This window comes from Marinobacter daepoensis DSM 16072 (assembly GCF_000421165.1).
Classification (GTDB): domain Bacteria; phylum Pseudomonadota; class Gammaproteobacteria; order Pseudomonadales; family Oleiphilaceae; genus Marinobacter; species Marinobacter daepoensis.
The window spans coordinates 308,145-323,436 of sequence record NZ_ATWI01000009.1 but is presented as its reverse complement, the minus strand read 5'-3'; the positions used below and the strand labels follow the sequence as shown (position 1 = coordinate 323,436).

Here is a 15,292-nt window from a genome sequence, read left to right as displayed (position 1 = left end):
CAGGTTATCAGACTGCAATGATTTAGTGGCAGTATAGTGTATAGAGTTGTTCAGTGGTTCCCATTCCTGTGGTAGCCTTTTTGCATACGCTGACGACGCAGGGGCCTGACGTAACGCCAGGCTTCACAAGAAAAATCAGTGAACAGACGGATTTAACGAGGACGAGCTTGACCACCGACACCGACATTCAGCCGCAGGACGCGCCGCTGGGCCGACTTCCCTTTACCTTCGCCAAGCGCAACGGGGTCATACTGACCCGTAATGATGAGGGTGAGGCGGTCATCCTCGTTCGCCCGGGAGCGTCCCACACCGCACTGGCCGAGGCAAACCGCGTGAGCGGGGGCCGGGCGCGCTTCACACCCATCGAACCGGAACGCTTTGATCAGGCGCTCAATGCGGCTTATCAGAACGATTCAGCTGAAGCCATGCAGATGGTCGAAGGGATCGGGGATGACATGGATCTGGCATCACTGGCCGATTCCGTGCCGGAAACGGAAGACCTGCTTGAGCAGGAAGACGACGCCCCCATTATCCGTCTGATTAACGCCATCCTGACTGAAGCCGTAAAAACCAATGCCTCGGATGTACACATCGAAACTTATGAGAAGCAACTGATTGTTCGCTTCCGGATTGATGGTGTATTGCGGGAGGTGGTTCAGCCCAAAAGGGCTCTGGCACCTTTGCTGGTCTCCAGAATCAAGGTTATGGCCAAGCTGGATATTGCGGAAAAGCGGGTTCCTCAGGATGGCCGGATTGCCTTGCGGGTTGCGGGGCGGGAGGTCGACATCCGGGTTTCGACCATGCCGTCATCCAGCGGTGAGCGTGTGGTTCTGCGTCTTCTGGACAAACACGCCGGCGCCATTCGCCTGGAATCCCTGGGCATGGCAGGTCAGGATCTGAAAAGCCTGAGAAAGCTGATTTACCGCCCTTATGGCATTTTGCTGGTGACCGGGCCAACCGGCTCGGGTAAGTCCACCACGCTGTACGCAGCGTTGCAGGAGATCAATGATCGTAGCCGCAACATTCTGACGGTAGAAGACCCTATTGAGTACAACCTGGCAGGCATTGGTCAGACTCAGGTCAACACGAAAGTGGACATGACCTTTGCCCGAGGGCTGCGGGCAATTCTCCGGCAAGACCCGGATGTGGTCATGATTGGTGAGATCCGGGATCTTGAAACCGCAGAAATTGCCGTTCAGGCGAGTTTGACCGGGCACCTTGTGCTCTCCACATTGCATACCAATACCGCCGTCGGAGCGATCACCCGGCTGATGGACATGGGCATTGAACCCTTCCTGATTTCATCCAGTCTGGTGGGAATTGTTGCGCAGAGACTGGTTCGGGTGCTTTGCACTCAATGCCGCGAGCCTTACATCCCCACGAAAGAGCATTGCGAGTTTCTGCAGCAGGACCCGGCAAATCCGCCGACTATTTTCCGGGCCAAAGGCTGTGAGCACTGTAACCAGCTTGGCTACCGTGGCCGTATTGGTATTTATGAGACCGTTGAGATTACCGAACAGATCAGCAGCCTGATCCATAAACGGGCAGGGGAGCTGGATCTTGAACGGGAAGCCCGCCGGCACAGCCCGAGCATTCATGCCGATGGCGTTCAGAAAATTCTGGATGGTGTGACCACGGTGGAAGAAGTTCTGCGCGTTACCCACCGGAGCCAGTAATCGATGCCGGCCTACGAATATAAAGCCCTGGATGCCCGGGGCAAACAAAAGCACGGCGTGCTTGAGGCGGATGCCCCCAGGGCCGTTCGACAGCAACTTCGCGAGAAAGGCCTGACCCCTCTGGCGGTTGAAGCCGCTGCCGAAAAGCAGGCTCGCAGCAATCCATTGAGCAACCGGGGGTCTCTCAGTGCGGCAGACCTCGCGCTTGTTACCCGCCAAATGGCCACACTGATTCAGTCTGGCATACCGGTGGAGCAGGCGTTAAGCGCCGCCGCCCAGCAATCCGCCAAACCCCGTATTCGCAGCATGCTGATCGCGATTCGGGCCAAGGTGATGGAAGGTTATACCCTGGCGGACAGCTTTGGTGAGTTCCCCAAAGCGTTCCCCCGGCTCTACCGCTCCACCGTGGCTGCCGGAGAGCACGCCGGGCATCTGGACCTGGTCTTGAACCGGCTGGCCGACTATACCGAGAGTCGGCAGGAAGCCCGCCAGAAAATCCAGCTGGCCGCTATCTACCCGATCATTCTGAGCGTGGTTGCCATCGCGATTGTGGTCTTCCTCTTGACCTATGTCGTTCCTGATATTATTGAAGTTTTCGTGAAACAGGGGCAGGAACTCCCGGGCCTGACAGTGGCAATGCTGTCAATCTCAGAGTTTCTTGGCAGTTTTGGTATCTATCTGCTGGTGTTGCTGGTGACTGCGGTCATCGGGTTCCGGTTTGCGCTTACCAAGCCCGCCCTCAGGCTCCGGTTTCACAAGCGTTTGCTTCATCTGCCTCTGTTTGCCGGCATGGTCCGGGGGGTGAATACAGCCCGGTATGCCAGCACCCTGAGTATTCTCACAACCAGTGGCGTGCCATTGGTTGAGGCGATGAAAATTGCCGGTGAAGTCCTGTCCAATGACTACCTTAGGCAGGAACTCAGAGAGGCCGCGCGCAAGGTCAGTGAAGGCGGCTCTTTGCACAGGTCGCTGGATCAGACGGGATACTTTCCGCCGATGATGCTTCACATGATTGCCAGCGGGGAGGCCAGTGGAGAGCTTGACAGCATGCTGGAGCGGACGGCCCGAATGCAGGAAAACACGCTGCAATCCAAAATTGCCGCCATTGTTGGCCTGTTTGAGCCGCTGATGCTTCTGGTCATGGGGGCTGTTGTACTGATCATTGTATTGGCCATTATGTTGCCGATACTGAATATGAGTAATCTGGTGGGTTAGCGTTCTGGTTCTGAACCGGAGAGCGTCATTACCCACGTTAACCTCTTGAAACGACGAAAACGGATCGACGATGAGTGAAACTATGAACATCCAACAACCGAAAAAACTGTCACGGAACCGGGGCTTCACCCTGATCGAAATCATGGTGGTCATGGTTATCCTGGGGCTGTTGGTGGCCATTGTTGCCCCCAATATCATGGGCCGTAGTGATCAGGCGAAAGTGACCGTGGCCGAAACCCAGATCAGTAACATTGCCAACTCACTGGATCTGTATCGCCTGGATAACAGTCATTACCCCTCTACCCAGCAAGGGCTGGAGGCACTGGTGAATAGGCCCAGCGGCAGCCCGGAGCCGAAAAACTGGAACCCGGACGGATACCTTAAGAACGTCCCGGAAGACCCCTGGGGGAATGAATATCAGTACGTCAGCCCCGGTGTAGAAGGTCCCTACGACCTCTATTCCTACGGATCTGATGGCCAGGAAGGCGGTGATGGCGATGCGGCCGACATCAGTGTCTGGAAGTCCGGGAACTGATTGCAGGTGCTCCAGAGCAGCCGCCAACGCGGTTTTACGCTGATCGAGATCCTTGTGGTTCTGATTATTGTCGGACTGCTGGCTGCCCTGGCCGTGTTCAATATGGGCGGCAGTTCGCAACAGCGTGAACTTGAGAGCCAGGTTCGGGAGCTTTACCTGTTGATGCAGACCGTGCAGGAACAGGCGGTGCTGAACAACCTGGAAATGGGGCTGCTGCTGGAGGAAGACGGGTACCGTTTTGTCGCGTTTCAGGATATCGACGGTGAGTGGAAAGCGTCGGGCGAACGCATGTTCCGAAAGCATACGCTCCCGGAATGGCTGACGGTGACGCCATACGTTGAAAGTGATGCGCCCAGGCTGGCTTCTGCAGAGGATCGGCTCAGGCCGGACGTTGTCTTTTTCTCCAGTGGCGAAACGACCCCCTTTGAAATTGAATTTACCCTGGGCAAAGACACTGATCTTATGCACGTTATTGCCTCGGACGGTATCTCACCGATGGAATGGCGACGTCCCGGTTCCGGAGACGATGCATGATCACTCGTGCACGGGGATTTACGCTGATTGAAGTGCTGGTCGCGCTGCTGGTGTTCGGGCTGATTGCAACGGCCGCGGCAGAGGTCGGAGGCAACTACATCACCAGCTTCGAGCGGACACGGGACAAATCCCTGGCGGGCTGGGTGGCGGATAACCGGATCAACGAACTTCGCCTTCAGGATGGGCTTCCCGGGGTTTCGGAGAACTCAGAGGATGTCGACTTCGGCAACTTTCGCTGGCGAGTAACCACGGCGGTAAAAGCTACGGCTGAACCCACGATGCGCCGGGTGGAAGTGTCCGTCGCAAAGCACACCGAAACACATTCCGAGCCCTACACGGTTCACACCCTCTCCGCATTTCTGGGAGAAACCTGATGAGCGCTGCCAGATTCGGGGGGGCTTTTCCGGAAGAGCGGGGCTTTACGTTGATGGAGGTGTTGATCGCCGTGACCATCACCTCGGTGATCGGGCTTGGCGTATGGCAGGTTATAAGCAGTGTCATGAATTCCCGGGACCGGGTTGATCAGGTGGCAGAGGACTTCGATGGCTTGCAGAAAACCATGCTGCTGCTGGAGCGTGACATCACACAATTGGTTAACCGGCCAGCCCGCGACGTGTATGGCGATTTCTCTCCTTCGCTGACAACCCGGGATGACGCCTTTGTTTTGATGCTCACTCGGCAGGGGTGGCGCAACCCACTCGGACTGAGGCGCAGTGGCTTACAACGTGTGGGCTGGGAGTTTACCGGCACCGAGTTGCGTCGCCGGTACTGGCCCGTGGTTGATCAGGGTCAGGAGGATGAGAGCATTGACATCCTGTTACTGGACAGCGTGCTGGAATTTGAAGTCCGGTTTCTGGATCGGGAAGGCAAGTGGCAGGAAGAGTGGCCCGGCGAAAACGTTATGGCGCAGCTAATGCCGGGTGCCCGGCCTGACATTGCATTGCCCAGGGGGATTGAAGTTACGCTTGAACATGAACGCTTCGGGGAGATGACTCGAACCTTCAGTCTGCCGGATTTCGAAACCTCACAGGCCCAGGCCATCATCAATCGGCAACAGGAATCCGGGGATGAATCAGACGAAGAGCCTGATGAATCTGGTGATCGGTCCGGTGCAGGGAGTGCCCGGGAATGATGTCCCTGGCCGCTGAAAGACAACGGGGAGTGGCCCTGATCATGGTGTTGCTGGCCATGGCGCTGGTGGTGTTAATGGCCACGGGTATGACCCGACAGCAAAGCCTCAGGGTCTTCAAGGCAGGGCATTATCTGGCCCAGCAACAGGGGCAGAGTATCGCACTGGGTGCTGAGGAATTCGCGAAGCGGATTCTGGTCCGTGACTATGAGGAGGATAAGGAAAACAGCCTCATGGTTGATAGCCCGGACGAGTTCTGGGCCATGCATGCTGCCATTCTGCCCCTTGATGACAACGGTGTAGCGGAAGTCCAGATTGATGACCTGGGAGGGAGGATCAATCTCAATGATCTGGTAACCACCTCCGGAGAAGTTGACCCGCTGACGAAAGACCGCCTCACTCGTCTGTTCCGAGCTCTGGGTATCACCGGGTTGACCGTGGATCCGTTGATTGACTGGATGGACGCAGATGACCAGACCATCAGTGCCTATGGCGCAGAGGATGGACAGTACCTTATGGCGGACCCTCCTTACCGTACCGGCAATCAACCCTTTGTCTCGATCACGGAACTGCGCCTGATTGAGGGCATGACGGAAGAAATTTATGTAGCCTTGAGGCCACATCTGGTTGCTTTGCCGGTTTCTGGCGTAGGCATCAATGTAAACACCGCCTCCGTACCGGTACTGATGAGCCTTCACGATGAGCTGAACGAAGCCCAGGCCGAGTCTTTGATTGCCAAGAGGGAAGAAGAGCGGTTTGAGAACCTTCAGGACTTTCTGGCCATGCCGGAGTTTGCTGCATCGGGCATGAAGACCAAGGGATTAACGCTGCAGACCCGTTTTTTTGAAGTTGTTTCACGGATTACCTACGATAATCGTGTCGTCAATATGGTTAGCACCGTGTATAGAAACCCGGAAGGCGAGGTCCGGACGGTTCACAGGGATACCGGACAGAAAAATCGCATCACCAAGGAACCCTACACTTTCTCAGAAGGATAACCATGTCTTACCGCCTTTTTGTCCGGCCCGTGCCCCCGTACATGGCCCCGGACCAGAGCCCCGATACCCAGCTGTTCAGCTGGGTGCTTCAGGATGCCGGTGGCGATGCCCAGGCACGAGGCGAGGCCGATACCAGGGAAAACATCGAACAGACCCTGGCACAGAATGCACTGGAAAAAGTACTTCTGATTGGCTTGGTGCCTGGTGATGAGGCGGTCTTCTGTGTCGCTGACATTCCTGCCAGACAGAACCGTTTCATTCAGCAGGCATTGCCGTATGCGGTAGAAGAACAGGTTGCTCAGGATATTGATTCGGTGCATCTGGCTCTGGGGCCTCACACGCCGGACGGGTATCTGGTTGCCGGTATCGACCGGGAGCAGATGGCCCATTGGCGTGAACTTTTTGATGGCTGGTACCACACGCAGCTGGAGGCGATCTACCCGGATGCGGCGCTGTTACCGGTGGGTGAGTCGGCTTGGGCGATCTGCCTCGATGGTGACTTCGCCATACTGCGAAGCCAGCGCGGTGAGTGGCTGAGAATGCAGGCCAGCAATCTGCCGATGCTGGCCGTAACTCTGGCCGCGCCCTCATCTGATGAGGTTGTGGCAGAGATTCCGGTGACACTGTATGGCTCTGAAACAGAACTGGAATCCAGCGAGGCTCTGGTCAGTGAACTGGCTGGCAGCACCGGGCATATGCGACTTGAGAAAAAACCACTGGAGTTTTCGGCCATCGAATTGCTGGCCTGGTCGCACTATCAGCATCTGTGTGAACCCATCAACCTGTGTCAGGGCCCGTTTTCACCCAAACGGGAAGGGAGCAGTCCGCTGAAACCCTGGAAGCCGCTGATTGCCGTTGCATCGCTCTGGTTTGTGATCCAGATGGGGCTGGAAATTGGCATGGGGGTATACCAGCAGAAACAGGCCGACCAGCTTGAGGCCCAGGCAATGACGATTTACCGGAAGGCTTTCCCGTCAGACCGTCGCACTCACGCGGGGAACGTCCGGCGGGTCATTGAAGGGCAGCTTCGTATGGCGGGATCACAGGGGCCTGAGGTTGATTTCATTACCCTGATGAAATACACCGGGGATCAGTATGGGCGTTTGCAGAACCCCGGCGCTGTCACGTTTAATTCGATTAACTACAGCCGAAGCCGGGGTGAGCTGGTGGTGGATATCCGGGCTGACAGCTATGATCGTTTAAGTCGCTTGCGCAACGGCCTGAGCAACGCAGGTTTACAGGCGCAGATAGGATCCGTCGTCAATGAATCCAGTGGCGCTCGCGGTCGTTTGACGGTTTCAGGAGGATAATGTCATGTGGTCACGCATCAAAGACCAGCCAGCCGTCGGCAAGCTGATTGCACGGTACGACCAGCTCCCCACTCGAGATCGTCAGGCGCTTACGGTGCTCAGTCTCGCTTTGCTGCTGGCGCTGATTTATTTATTGATCTGGCGGCCCGTTACGCAGTTTCATGACCGGGCGACCGCGAGTCGCGAGAATGCCGGTGAGCTTGTGGCCTGGATGCAGGCGAATCAGGCCTCCATCGAGCAACTGGGGGGGGGCGGTAACGCAGCGTCGTCTTCTGCGGCAGACAAACCGGAAGACGGGCGCGCACTGATGGCGCTGGTCACTCGCTCCGCAGGAGAAGCTGGCCTCTCGTTGCAACGTTTCGAGCCCAGCGGGGATAGCGCTATCCGGGTGTGGCTTGAGAACGCCGGCTATGCTGATGTTGCGTCGTGGCTAGAGCGCCTTAATGGCAATCATGGCGTGATGATCGACCAGGCGGCATTGGATAGAGGCAATGAGCCCGGTCAGGTATCGGTCAGGCTCACTCTGACAATCTGACCCGGGGTGTGAACTTATCGGTAAAGAGAGGCAACACCATGGCAGAAAACAACAATAATGCCGGGGCAGTGCTGGTTCGCCTGGATGAGACCGCAAGAAATGAAGCGCAGTCGGTCCTGTTCCATGCGTACCGCGAAGACCCCACCTTTCAGTACCTTTTTGATCATCGTAAACCAGGCTATAACCAGCGAGTAAGGGCGACGATCCGGGAATTGATCGACCTTTATCTGGAGCTCAATCAGGAAGCGGTCGGCGTGATGATTGATGACACTCTGGTGGCGGTCGCGTTTCTTGGTGAGCCGGAACTCAGGATAAACCTCGCGGACCAGTTCGGGTGGCGGGTACGGATGGTGTTGACCGCTGGCTTTTCGTCAACCCGGCGTTATCTGGAATATCATCAGAAAATCCGGGAACTTTTGCCACAGCGCCAGGCCCATCAGTTGCCTTTGATGGGCGTCAACCCCAAGTATCAGCATAAGGGGTATGGTCGGATGATACTGCAGGCGGTAGAACGACTTTGTGAAGATAACCCCAGAGGCCATGGTCTGGTACTGGATACCGGAAACAGCCGATATCTGCCGTTCTACCAATCAGAAGGGTTCCGAAGCCTCGGCAAGATTCGTCTGGGCGATTTCGAGGATCATGTTTTATTCCGCGATGTGATCCCTGCCGAACGTCAGGCACGGGAGCCCGCGAAACAGTCATTTTGATGTTAACAGGAGATACTGTGTCTGAGAGCCATGATTTTGATCTGATTGTCATTGGCGCCGGTTCCGGCGGTGTGCGGCTGGCACGGATGTCTGCACAGCGTGGTGCACGGGTAGCGGTGGTCGAGTCCCGCTATCTGGGCGGAACCTGCGTTAACGTAGGGTGTGTCCCGAAAAAACTGTTTGTTTACGGGGCGCATGTCAGGGATGAGCTTGAGGATGCAGAGGGATATGGCTGGTCGGTGCCGACCGATGACGTTACGTTCGACTGGCCGACACTGGTGGCCAACAAAAATGCCGAAATCGAACGCCTGAATGGCATCTACGGTCGTTTGTTGGAAAATGCCGGGGTCACCATCATTGAGGGGACGGCCAGCATCCGAGACCCTCAGACCGTTGTCGTAGGGGACAAGACTTATTCAGCGGCACACATAACCGTTGCGACCGGCAGCTGGCCGGTGGTGCCGGATATTCCCGGCAAGGAACTCCTGCTAACCTCCAACGAGATGTTTTACCTTCCCCAGCTGCCCAGGCACGCGGTCGTCTGGGGTGGCGGGTACATTGCGGTTGAGTTTGCCGGCATATTGGCAGGGCTCGGGGTTGAAACCACGCTTTTGTACCGGGGAGAGCGTTTTCTGAGAGGGTTTGACGAAGACGTGCGGGCGTTTACCGAGCAGGAGATGCGCAAGAAAGGCGTGGACCTTCGGTTTAATGTGACGATTGAGTCTGTCGAGCAGCTCAATGCCCATTATCAGGTTAACCTGAATGATGGTTCCAGCCTTGAGACCGGGCTGGTGATGGCAGCCACAGGGCGCCGGGCTTTGGTGGATGGGCTGGGGCTGGAAGAACTTGGGGTTGAGATCAACGCCTCAGGCCATGTCCGGGTAGACGATCATTTTCAGACGGCGGTGCCGTCAATCACGGCGCTTGGTGATGTCATCGGGACACCTCAACTGACCCCGGTAGCGCTGGCCCAGGCCATGGTGCTGTCCCGGCGGCTGTTTGGTGATGGGCAAGGGGAGATGGACTACAGTGCCATCCCCACAGCAGTCTTCTGTCAGCCAAACATCGGAACGGTGGGCCTGACTGAAGAAGAAGCGCGCCAGGCGGGGCACACGCTGCGCGTTTACCGGTCCGAATTCCGACCGATGAAATACACCCTGAGTGGCCGGGATGAAAGATGCCTGATGAAGCTCATTGTGGATGACGCGTCCGATCAAGTGCTGGGAGCCCACATGGTTGGCCCTGATGCGGGTGAGATTATTCAAGGCCTGGCGGTGGCCATCAAGGCAGGGGCAACCAAGGCGCAGTTTGATGCCACAATGGGTATTCACCCAACCTCGGCTGAAGAGTTTGTCACGATGCGGGAGCCGGTTGCCTGAAGCGCTATGCCAGGGCTAACTTTCCCTGGCGTTTTCTCTGAGGGTCATCTGAACCCATCGGGACAGCACTTCGGTGAGCGTGTCCTTGCGTATGGGTTTGGTGAGGTAGTCGTTCATGCCTGCGGCCTTGCAGGCATGTTCGGTTTCAGCAGAGACATCGGCCGTCAAGGCGATGATCGGGATGCTGTTCTGGCCGTTGCCTAATTCCCACTCGCGAATCATGCGGGTAGCCTCGTAACCGTCCATCACCGGCATCTGACAATCCATCAGGATAACGTCGTATCCCTGTTGCTCCTTCTTCAGTCGGTTAACCGCCTCCGAGCCACAGGGCACTACGTCGGTTTGGAAGCCGATTTTGCGCAACAGGGCTTCGGTTACTTTTTGGTTCACCAGGTTATCTTCAACCACCAATGCCCGGGCGGCCCCTGATGTCGGTTCTATAGCACCGGGTGCTGGTGGCTCCTGGTGGGCTAACTCGAACGGCAGCTCAAACCGGAACGATGAGCCCTGGCCTATGTCGGAATCCACGTGTACATGCCCGCCCATCAGCTCAACCAGGCGCTGGACCAGGGATAGCCCGAGCCCTGTGCCGCTGTGGGCCCGATTATCCCCGCTGTCTACCTGCTCAAAACTATTGAAAACGCTCTGCAGTCGCTCTGCGGGAATGCCGGTGCCAGAATCCGTCACGACACATTGAACCAGAGCCGACTGCTTATCAAGATCCAACCAGTTCATCCGGATGGTGATAAAACCCTCTGTGGTGAATTTCAGCGAGTTGTCGATTAAGCCGGCAAGAACCTGTCGGACCCGTGGTGCATCACCCACGACCAGAGGGCGTGAAGGCCAGTCTCCGAGAAACTGAGCTTCTAGAACAAGCCCTTGCTGCACTGCTGCGTGGCGGTACGACGCCACGCAGTTGGAGAACAGGGCGCGAAGATCAAAAGCCTGTTTTTCGAGTATATGGTTGCCACTGTCCATCCGGGCATAATCCAGAATGTCTGAGATCACAGTAAGCAGGTCCTCGGTGGATTGCTGCGCAGTGGTGAGATAGTCATGCTGGCGCCTGGTCAGGGGCTCCGCCCGGACAAGGTCGAGCATACCGAGTACGCCGTTTAATGGGGTCCGCAGCTCATGACTCATTGTTGCCAGAAATTCTGATTTAGCCTGGCTGGCATACTCTGCTTTTTCCCGGGCCGTTTCGGAAACGGCCAGAGTCTGGTCCCGGGCTGACCGAAGCGCTTCAAGGTGTTCGGCAAGTTCATTCAGTTGTTGTTGAATTTCAGCGATCTCACGAGTGCTGCCTTTTGTTGCGACCGGCTGTGCCTCGTAGTCACCGATAATCAGCCGGCCGACCCGGCTGGAGAGTTGCCGCATGGGTTGAAGGACGTTATTCAGGAAATGATTGACCAGCAATAACGTGAACAGCAGCAACGCCACGCCAACCGTAATGGATGACCAGAGGATGTCTTGTTGTCGCGCTTCAAGGACGTTCTGGCTGACCCCGACTTCAACGGTACCCACCCGCAGAGCCCCGGAGCTGAGTCCCCAGCCGACGGTGAACCAGTCAGCCATGCTCTCTGAGCCGATCTCGAGCGGCTCCTGAAGGATTTCTGTTCTATAGACATCAAATGCCGGGCTCAATGCTCTTGAAGATGCCCCGTCATGACTGACGAAACCCAGCTCCTCCCCAGCCACATCGGTTACCCGAATCCACTCGGCTTTGCTGTGTTTCAGGGACTGCCTGAGTATCTGTTCCAGTGCGAGCGTGTTACCGGACACCACGGCATATTCCAGTGCTGGTGCCAGGCTGTCTGCCAGCATCTGGGAGCTCTGGGCAAGATCCCGGCGCGCATCGTCCAGACGGGCCGAGGTAAAGAACACCATCAGGGCGGCAAAAATGACCACTGCGGGCAGGGCACCTAATAACAGGAGCCGGCGTGATAGTGACATGCGGGGAAGGCTGACAGAGCTGCTCACGGGCCTGCCTCCGGATCGTCGATATTGATCATGTTCTGTACCGATTGGGCGATCCATTCACGCGCGGGTAATGGAATATTGAGAGACCGGGCAACTTGTTGATTAACTTCAATCCGGTATTCGTCAGGGTAAACCGGGGATGGAAAATTCCCGGTACTCAGGTACGCCAGCAACAGACCACCTGCCTCTTTTGCCATCGAGGAAAACGGAGCGTAGCTGGACGCAAGGGCCCCGGCTTTGACGTAGGCCTGGCTTGGGCCGATCAGTATCCGGTTACGCCGGTAGGCCGTTAAAAGGATGTGTTTGATATTTCTGGGGTTATAAATGGTGTCGTCCGGCCCGGCAAGCAGGAAATCCCCGTAGCTAAGGGCGCGGATCAGTGTTGGTATCAGTTGGTCCTCGGTATCAGCGATGAACACCTTGGCATCCAGATCATAGCCTTTGAGCTGGTCGATGAGCGGCTCGTAGAGCTCTGCGCTCTCTGTCGTTGCGAGCATGGCCACCCGGTTAGCCTGAGGGAGAATGGCTTTACCCGTCAGGGCCTGGCGTAGTAGCGGCACGTCGTAATAAACCGCCGAGATGCGGCCCGGAGATCGTTCGATATAGCTTTGGATGAATTTTCTTGCGACCAGTAATGCCAGAACCGGTATCTCCCGGTTCGCCTGGCGAACGCGTGAAAATGCCGTCGGGCCGATGGTAATCACTGGTGTTTTTCGGATTGAGGCCAGATCGTTGTCGGCCAGCGGTTTTAACGTCGCAGTGTTTCCCAGCTGCTGTTCCAGGAGTTGTGTCACATGGTGATCAAGGGCGGTGTTTCCGGAACCGGCAATGTAGGCGACGGGCGGGGCTGCTGCCTGAGAGTGGTCAGCCAACGGGGCGGTGAACAGCAAGAACAACAGCCAAAAACCGTGTCTGGCCAGGAACGAGGAGCGGCTTATCCGCTTTTCATGCTGGCGGAACCCCTTATACATAATCGGACAACTGGTCCATTCCATTGATGGTGTTTGTTCCCTGCGTCAGAAGCGAATGCCGGCTTCTACGAAAAACTGATTTGCGTCTTTGATGTTATTGTCTGAGCTTAGTTCAGGATCCCGGTTGAGGTAGTGTTGCATCGTAAATGCAAGCTCTGCAGTGTATCTTGGCTGCACAACCTGTTTGACAAGCCGGGTATCAAATCGTTCGAAATGGGTCTTAAACTCATCGGCCCAATAGAAGGCGCCGGACCACTTAAGGCCTAATGGCAGATCCTGAATAACGGCGAGACTCCCCGAGTGACGAACGGATAAACGCTCAAGAAGTTCGGTCTGGTAACGTTGTTCATTCTCGTTAATAGTGCCGTCGCGGTTGAGAATCGGCCCTCCCGTGTAACGGGTATCCTGATCCATATAGCCGTAGCTCGCTCTCAGGCGAGTACCAGGGAAGTCCAGGGTGGCTTCCAGTTCGAACCCTTTCTGGTCCGCCTCCACGTTGTTGTCTATGGTCCATTCCTGAAGCTGAATGACGCCGCTGATCATGTCGCGGAGCTCGTCCCGGAACACCCGGATCTCCAGAGAAAGCAGGGCCTGTTCCAGAGGGAATTGGCCAAAGTAACTGATTTCCTGAGAGGTCAGTCTTTCCTCCTCCAGGTGGTTGCCCAGGGTCAGTCTCTGAGGCTCTTCTACAACATCGTTGATGGTGATGCGTCGACCCTCAAGATTTGAATACAGCTCTGGCCTCACGTTGTAGAGTGTGTACCCCCAATCCGGGTCCTGCTCGAAACCGTCCGGAGTCCGAACCGCCTGAGAGTATACAATCCTTATGGCATGGTTGTGATTCAGAATAAAATTGGTTGCCAGACGAGGTGAAAAATAACTGTCGTCGGTTGTGCTTGTGCGCTCCCAGTTACCACCGGCATTCAGGGTCAGCCAGGTTTTGGGGCTGTACTCCACGTTGCCGAAAACCCGGGACTGGTAGTTGTTTCCCCGCCCATTGAAATAAGTGTCCGATCGGAAGATGTCTTTACGGAATCCGGCACCGCTGACAAACTTAAGGTTATCGGAAACCAGCAACGTATCCTGAAACTCCAGCTCAAGGCGGGTATCTTCGGAATTTGCATTAACATCTGCGTAGAGGTCGGGGCCACCCTGAGGGTTCAGGCACAATTGCTCCGGGTTCCCACCAACATCGGTATATTCGAAAATCGGTGTGTTGCTGCTAAGGCACTGGGCAATGCTGTCGGGAAAGCTGACCGGGTATTCTATGCGACGATCAAAATTTTCCACGCTGGCCTGCACATGAAAAAAGTGCTGCTCTGAAAGGCTATGGTTGAGCTTGCCTTGCAGGTAGAAGTCGCGAACGTCAACATCCGGGTGCTCCAGCGGATTCAGTTCACCCGTTTTATTTCGGTCCTGGTACTTAACCCCGTCTACCACACCCGCCCGAAACTCCAGATTGGATTGCCGGTTAAAATTAAAGCGGGAGTCGTACAGGAAGGAATTGATGTCGTGTCCGTCCCGGAACGGGAAGCGCTGACCATCATCGACCTGATAGTCGAAGCCGTCAAACTTTCGCTTTTCGAAGCTCAGGCGCCAGTCGTAGTTCGAGCTTCCATTCCCGGTGGAGGCGAAGCTCCGGAGATAGCCCCGTGATCCCGAGGTGATGGTCGTTTCCAGGTTGCTGCTATCCGACGGATCGCGTGTGATGATGTTGATTGAACCGAGAAACGCATTGATGCCATAGGCCGCTGAGTTGGGGCCGCGAGCAACTTCAATTCGCTCAATCAGCTCAAGGGGCACGGGCATGGTTTCCCAGTCCATGTCCGACAGCGTTGCTCTGTGAGCGGTGCGGCCGTCAACCAGAACCTGCATACGTCGTTGTTCGTAGTGAACTGTGCCATGATAGGTGGTTACCGGCTGATGGCTGGCGACGAAATTCACGACCATGCCGGGAACCAGCCGGAACACCTCATACAAATTCTTGATGCCCAGGTCCCGGATCAGATCACCCTCGATGACGGTGGTGCTGCCTGGCACCCGGGTTTTTGGCTGTCGTAGGCGTGTGGTGGTCAGGACTTCCGGAATCTCGGTGTTCAAACCCGACAAATCCGTGCTGAACTCCGGGGGCAGTGCCTGGGCCGCCCTGGGCCCGCTTGCCATGAACAGTGCCGTGGCTAATGAAACAGGCACCCAGAAATATTTGGATAATGGAAACGGGACAGGACGTTTTGCGTCTTGGTAATTCGTAATAGGCATGAGTGTCGTTCTATAATTTGCCGAGATATCTATTTTGTTCTGGTTCTCAACTAATCCTAAGGTA

General features: G+C 56.1%; 14 protein-coding genes. 11 read left to right on the top strand and 3 right to left on the bottom strand.

What is annotated here, in order from left to right; translation table 11 throughout:
- The first annotated feature begins 167 nt into the window (after positions 1 to 167).
- From gspE to gorA, 11 genes are all read left to right on the top strand, one after another.
- Complete coding sequence (gspE, locus tag K325_RS0106955) at positions 168 to 1,676, top strand: type II secretion system ATPase GspE (protein WP_029653548.1); 1,509 nt, start codon at positions 168 to 170, stop codon at positions 1,674 to 1,676.
- Positions 1,677 to 1,679: 3 nt separating this feature from the next.
- Positions 1,680 to 2,891 carry a type II secretion system inner membrane protein GspF gene (gspF, locus tag K325_RS0106950; protein WP_029653547.1) on the top strand — a complete coding sequence of 404 codons (1,212 nt, stop codon included), beginning with the start codon at positions 1,680 to 1,682 and terminating at the stop codon, positions 2,889 to 2,891.
- Between the two features lie 82 nt (positions 2,892 to 2,973).
- Positions 2,974 to 3,426, top strand: coding sequence for a type II secretion system major pseudopilin GspG (gene gspG / locus K325_RS0106945; protein WP_029653546.1), 453 nt, complete (start codon positions 2,974 to 2,976; stop codon positions 3,424 to 3,426).
- 6 nt (positions 3,427 to 3,432) lie between these two features.
- On the top strand, positions 3,433 to 3,960 hold the full coding sequence (gspH, locus tag K325_RS0106940) for a type II secretion system minor pseudopilin GspH (RefSeq protein WP_036193264.1): 528 nt from the start codon (positions 3,433 to 3,435) through the stop codon (positions 3,958 to 3,960).
- Positions 3,957 to 4,334 carry a type II secretion system minor pseudopilin GspI gene (gspI, locus tag K325_RS0106935; RefSeq protein ID WP_029653544.1) on the top strand — a complete coding sequence of 126 codons (378 nt, stop codon included), beginning with the start codon at positions 3,957 to 3,959 and terminating at the stop codon, positions 4,332 to 4,334. Before gspH ends, gspI begins: the two co-directional genes overlap by 4 nt.
- A complete protein-coding gene (gspJ, locus tag K325_RS0106930; RefSeq protein WP_084694182.1) occupies positions 4,334 to 5,092 on the top strand; it encodes a type II secretion system minor pseudopilin GspJ in 759 nt (252 codons plus the stop codon). Before gspI ends, gspJ begins: the two co-directional genes overlap by 1 nt.
- Positions 5,089 to 6,087, top strand: coding sequence for a type II secretion system minor pseudopilin GspK (gspK, locus tag K325_RS0106925; RefSeq protein ID WP_029653542.1), 999 nt, complete (start codon positions 5,089 to 5,091; stop codon positions 6,085 to 6,087). The genes gspJ and gspK overlap by 4 nt, the downstream gene beginning before the upstream one ends.
- Positions 6,088 to 6,089: 2 nt before the next feature.
- Positions 6,090 to 7,397 (top strand): type II secretion system protein GspL, encoded by a 1,308-nt coding sequence (gspL, locus tag K325_RS0106920; protein ID WP_029653541.1) that lies wholly within the window; start codon positions 6,090 to 6,092, stop codon positions 7,395 to 7,397.
- Between the two features lie 4 nt (positions 7,398 to 7,401).
- The gene (gspM, locus tag K325_RS0106915) at positions 7,402 to 7,932 is read left to right on the top strand and encodes a type II secretion system protein GspM (protein WP_029653540.1); all 531 of its coding nucleotides are present in this window, start codon (positions 7,402 to 7,404) and stop codon (positions 7,930 to 7,932) included.
- A 38-nt stretch (positions 7,933 to 7,970) separates the two neighbouring features.
- Entirely contained in the window at positions 7,971 to 8,642 is a 672-nt protein-coding gene (locus K325_RS0106910; RefSeq protein WP_029653539.1) for a GNAT family N-acetyltransferase, read from the top strand.
- Positions 8,642 to 10,021: a glutathione-disulfide reductase gene (gorA, locus tag K325_RS0106905; protein WP_228128405.1), complete on the top strand. Its 1,380-nt coding sequence runs from the start codon at positions 8,642 to 8,644 to the stop codon at positions 10,019 to 10,021. The genes K325_RS0106910 and gorA overlap by 1 nt, the downstream gene beginning before the upstream one ends.
- A gap of 15 nt (positions 10,022 to 10,036) precedes the next feature.
- Here gorA and K325_RS0106900 read toward each other — a convergent pair whose 3' ends face one another.
- Genes K325_RS0106900 through K325_RS0106890 form a run of 3 tightly spaced genes read right to left on the bottom strand, consistent with a single transcriptional unit; the run spans position 10,037 to position 15,132 of the window.
- Entirely contained in the window at positions 10,037 to 11,998 is a 1,962-nt protein-coding gene (locus K325_RS0106900) for an ATP-binding protein (protein WP_228128404.1), read from the bottom strand.
- A complete protein-coding gene (locus tag K325_RS0106895; RefSeq protein WP_228128403.1) occupies positions 11,995 to 12,993 on the bottom strand; it encodes an ABC transporter substrate-binding protein in 999 nt (332 codons plus the stop codon). Before K325_RS0106895 ends, K325_RS0106900 begins: the two co-directional genes overlap by 4 nt.
- A gap of 21 nt (positions 12,994 to 13,014) precedes the next feature.
- Entirely contained in the window at positions 13,015 to 15,132 is a 2,118-nt protein-coding gene (locus K325_RS0106890; protein WP_338047444.1) for a TonB-dependent receptor plug domain-containing protein, read from the bottom strand.
- Positions 15,133 to 15,292 lie beyond the last annotated feature (160 nt).

Excerpts from the sequence above, each read along its gene's own strand:
- gspF (WP_029653547.1), top strand. The coding sequence starts at position 1,680 with ATGCCGGCCTACGAATATAAAGCCCTGGATGCCCGGGGCAAACAAAAG.
- gspG (WP_029653546.1), top strand. The coding sequence starts at position 2,974 with ATGAACATCCAACAACCGAAAAAACTGTCACGGAACCGGGGCTTCACC.
- gspI (WP_029653544.1), top strand. The coding sequence starts at position 3,957 with ATGATCACTCGTGCACGGGGATTTACGCTGATTGAAGTGCTGGTCGCG.
- gspJ (WP_084694182.1), top strand. The coding sequence starts at position 4,334 with ATGAGCGCTGCCAGATTCGGGGGGGCTTTTCCGGAAGAGCGGGGCTTT.
- gspK (WP_029653542.1), top strand. The coding sequence starts at position 5,089 with ATGATGTCCCTGGCCGCTGAAAGACAACGGGGAGTGGCCCTGATCATG.
- gspL (WP_029653541.1), top strand. The coding sequence starts at position 6,090 with ATGTCTTACCGCCTTTTTGTCCGGCCCGTGCCCCCGTACATGGCCCCG.
- gspM (WP_029653540.1), top strand. The coding sequence starts at position 7,402 with ATGTGGTCACGCATCAAAGACCAGCCAGCCGTCGGCAAGCTGATTGCA.
- K325_RS0106910 (WP_029653539.1), top strand. The coding sequence starts at position 7,971 with ATGGCAGAAAACAACAATAATGCCGGGGCAGTGCTGGTTCGCCTGGAT.
- gorA (WP_228128405.1), top strand. The coding sequence starts at position 8,642 with ATGTTAACAGGAGATACTGTGTCTGAGAGCCATGATTTTGATCTGATT.
- K325_RS0106895 (WP_228128403.1), bottom strand. The coding sequence starts at position 12,993 with ATGGAATGGACCAGTTGTCCGATTATGTATAAGGGGTTCCGCCAGCAT.
- K325_RS0106890 (WP_338047444.1), bottom strand. The coding sequence starts at position 15,132 with ATGGCAAGCGGGCCCAGGGCGGCCCAGGCACTGCCCCCGGAGTTCAGC.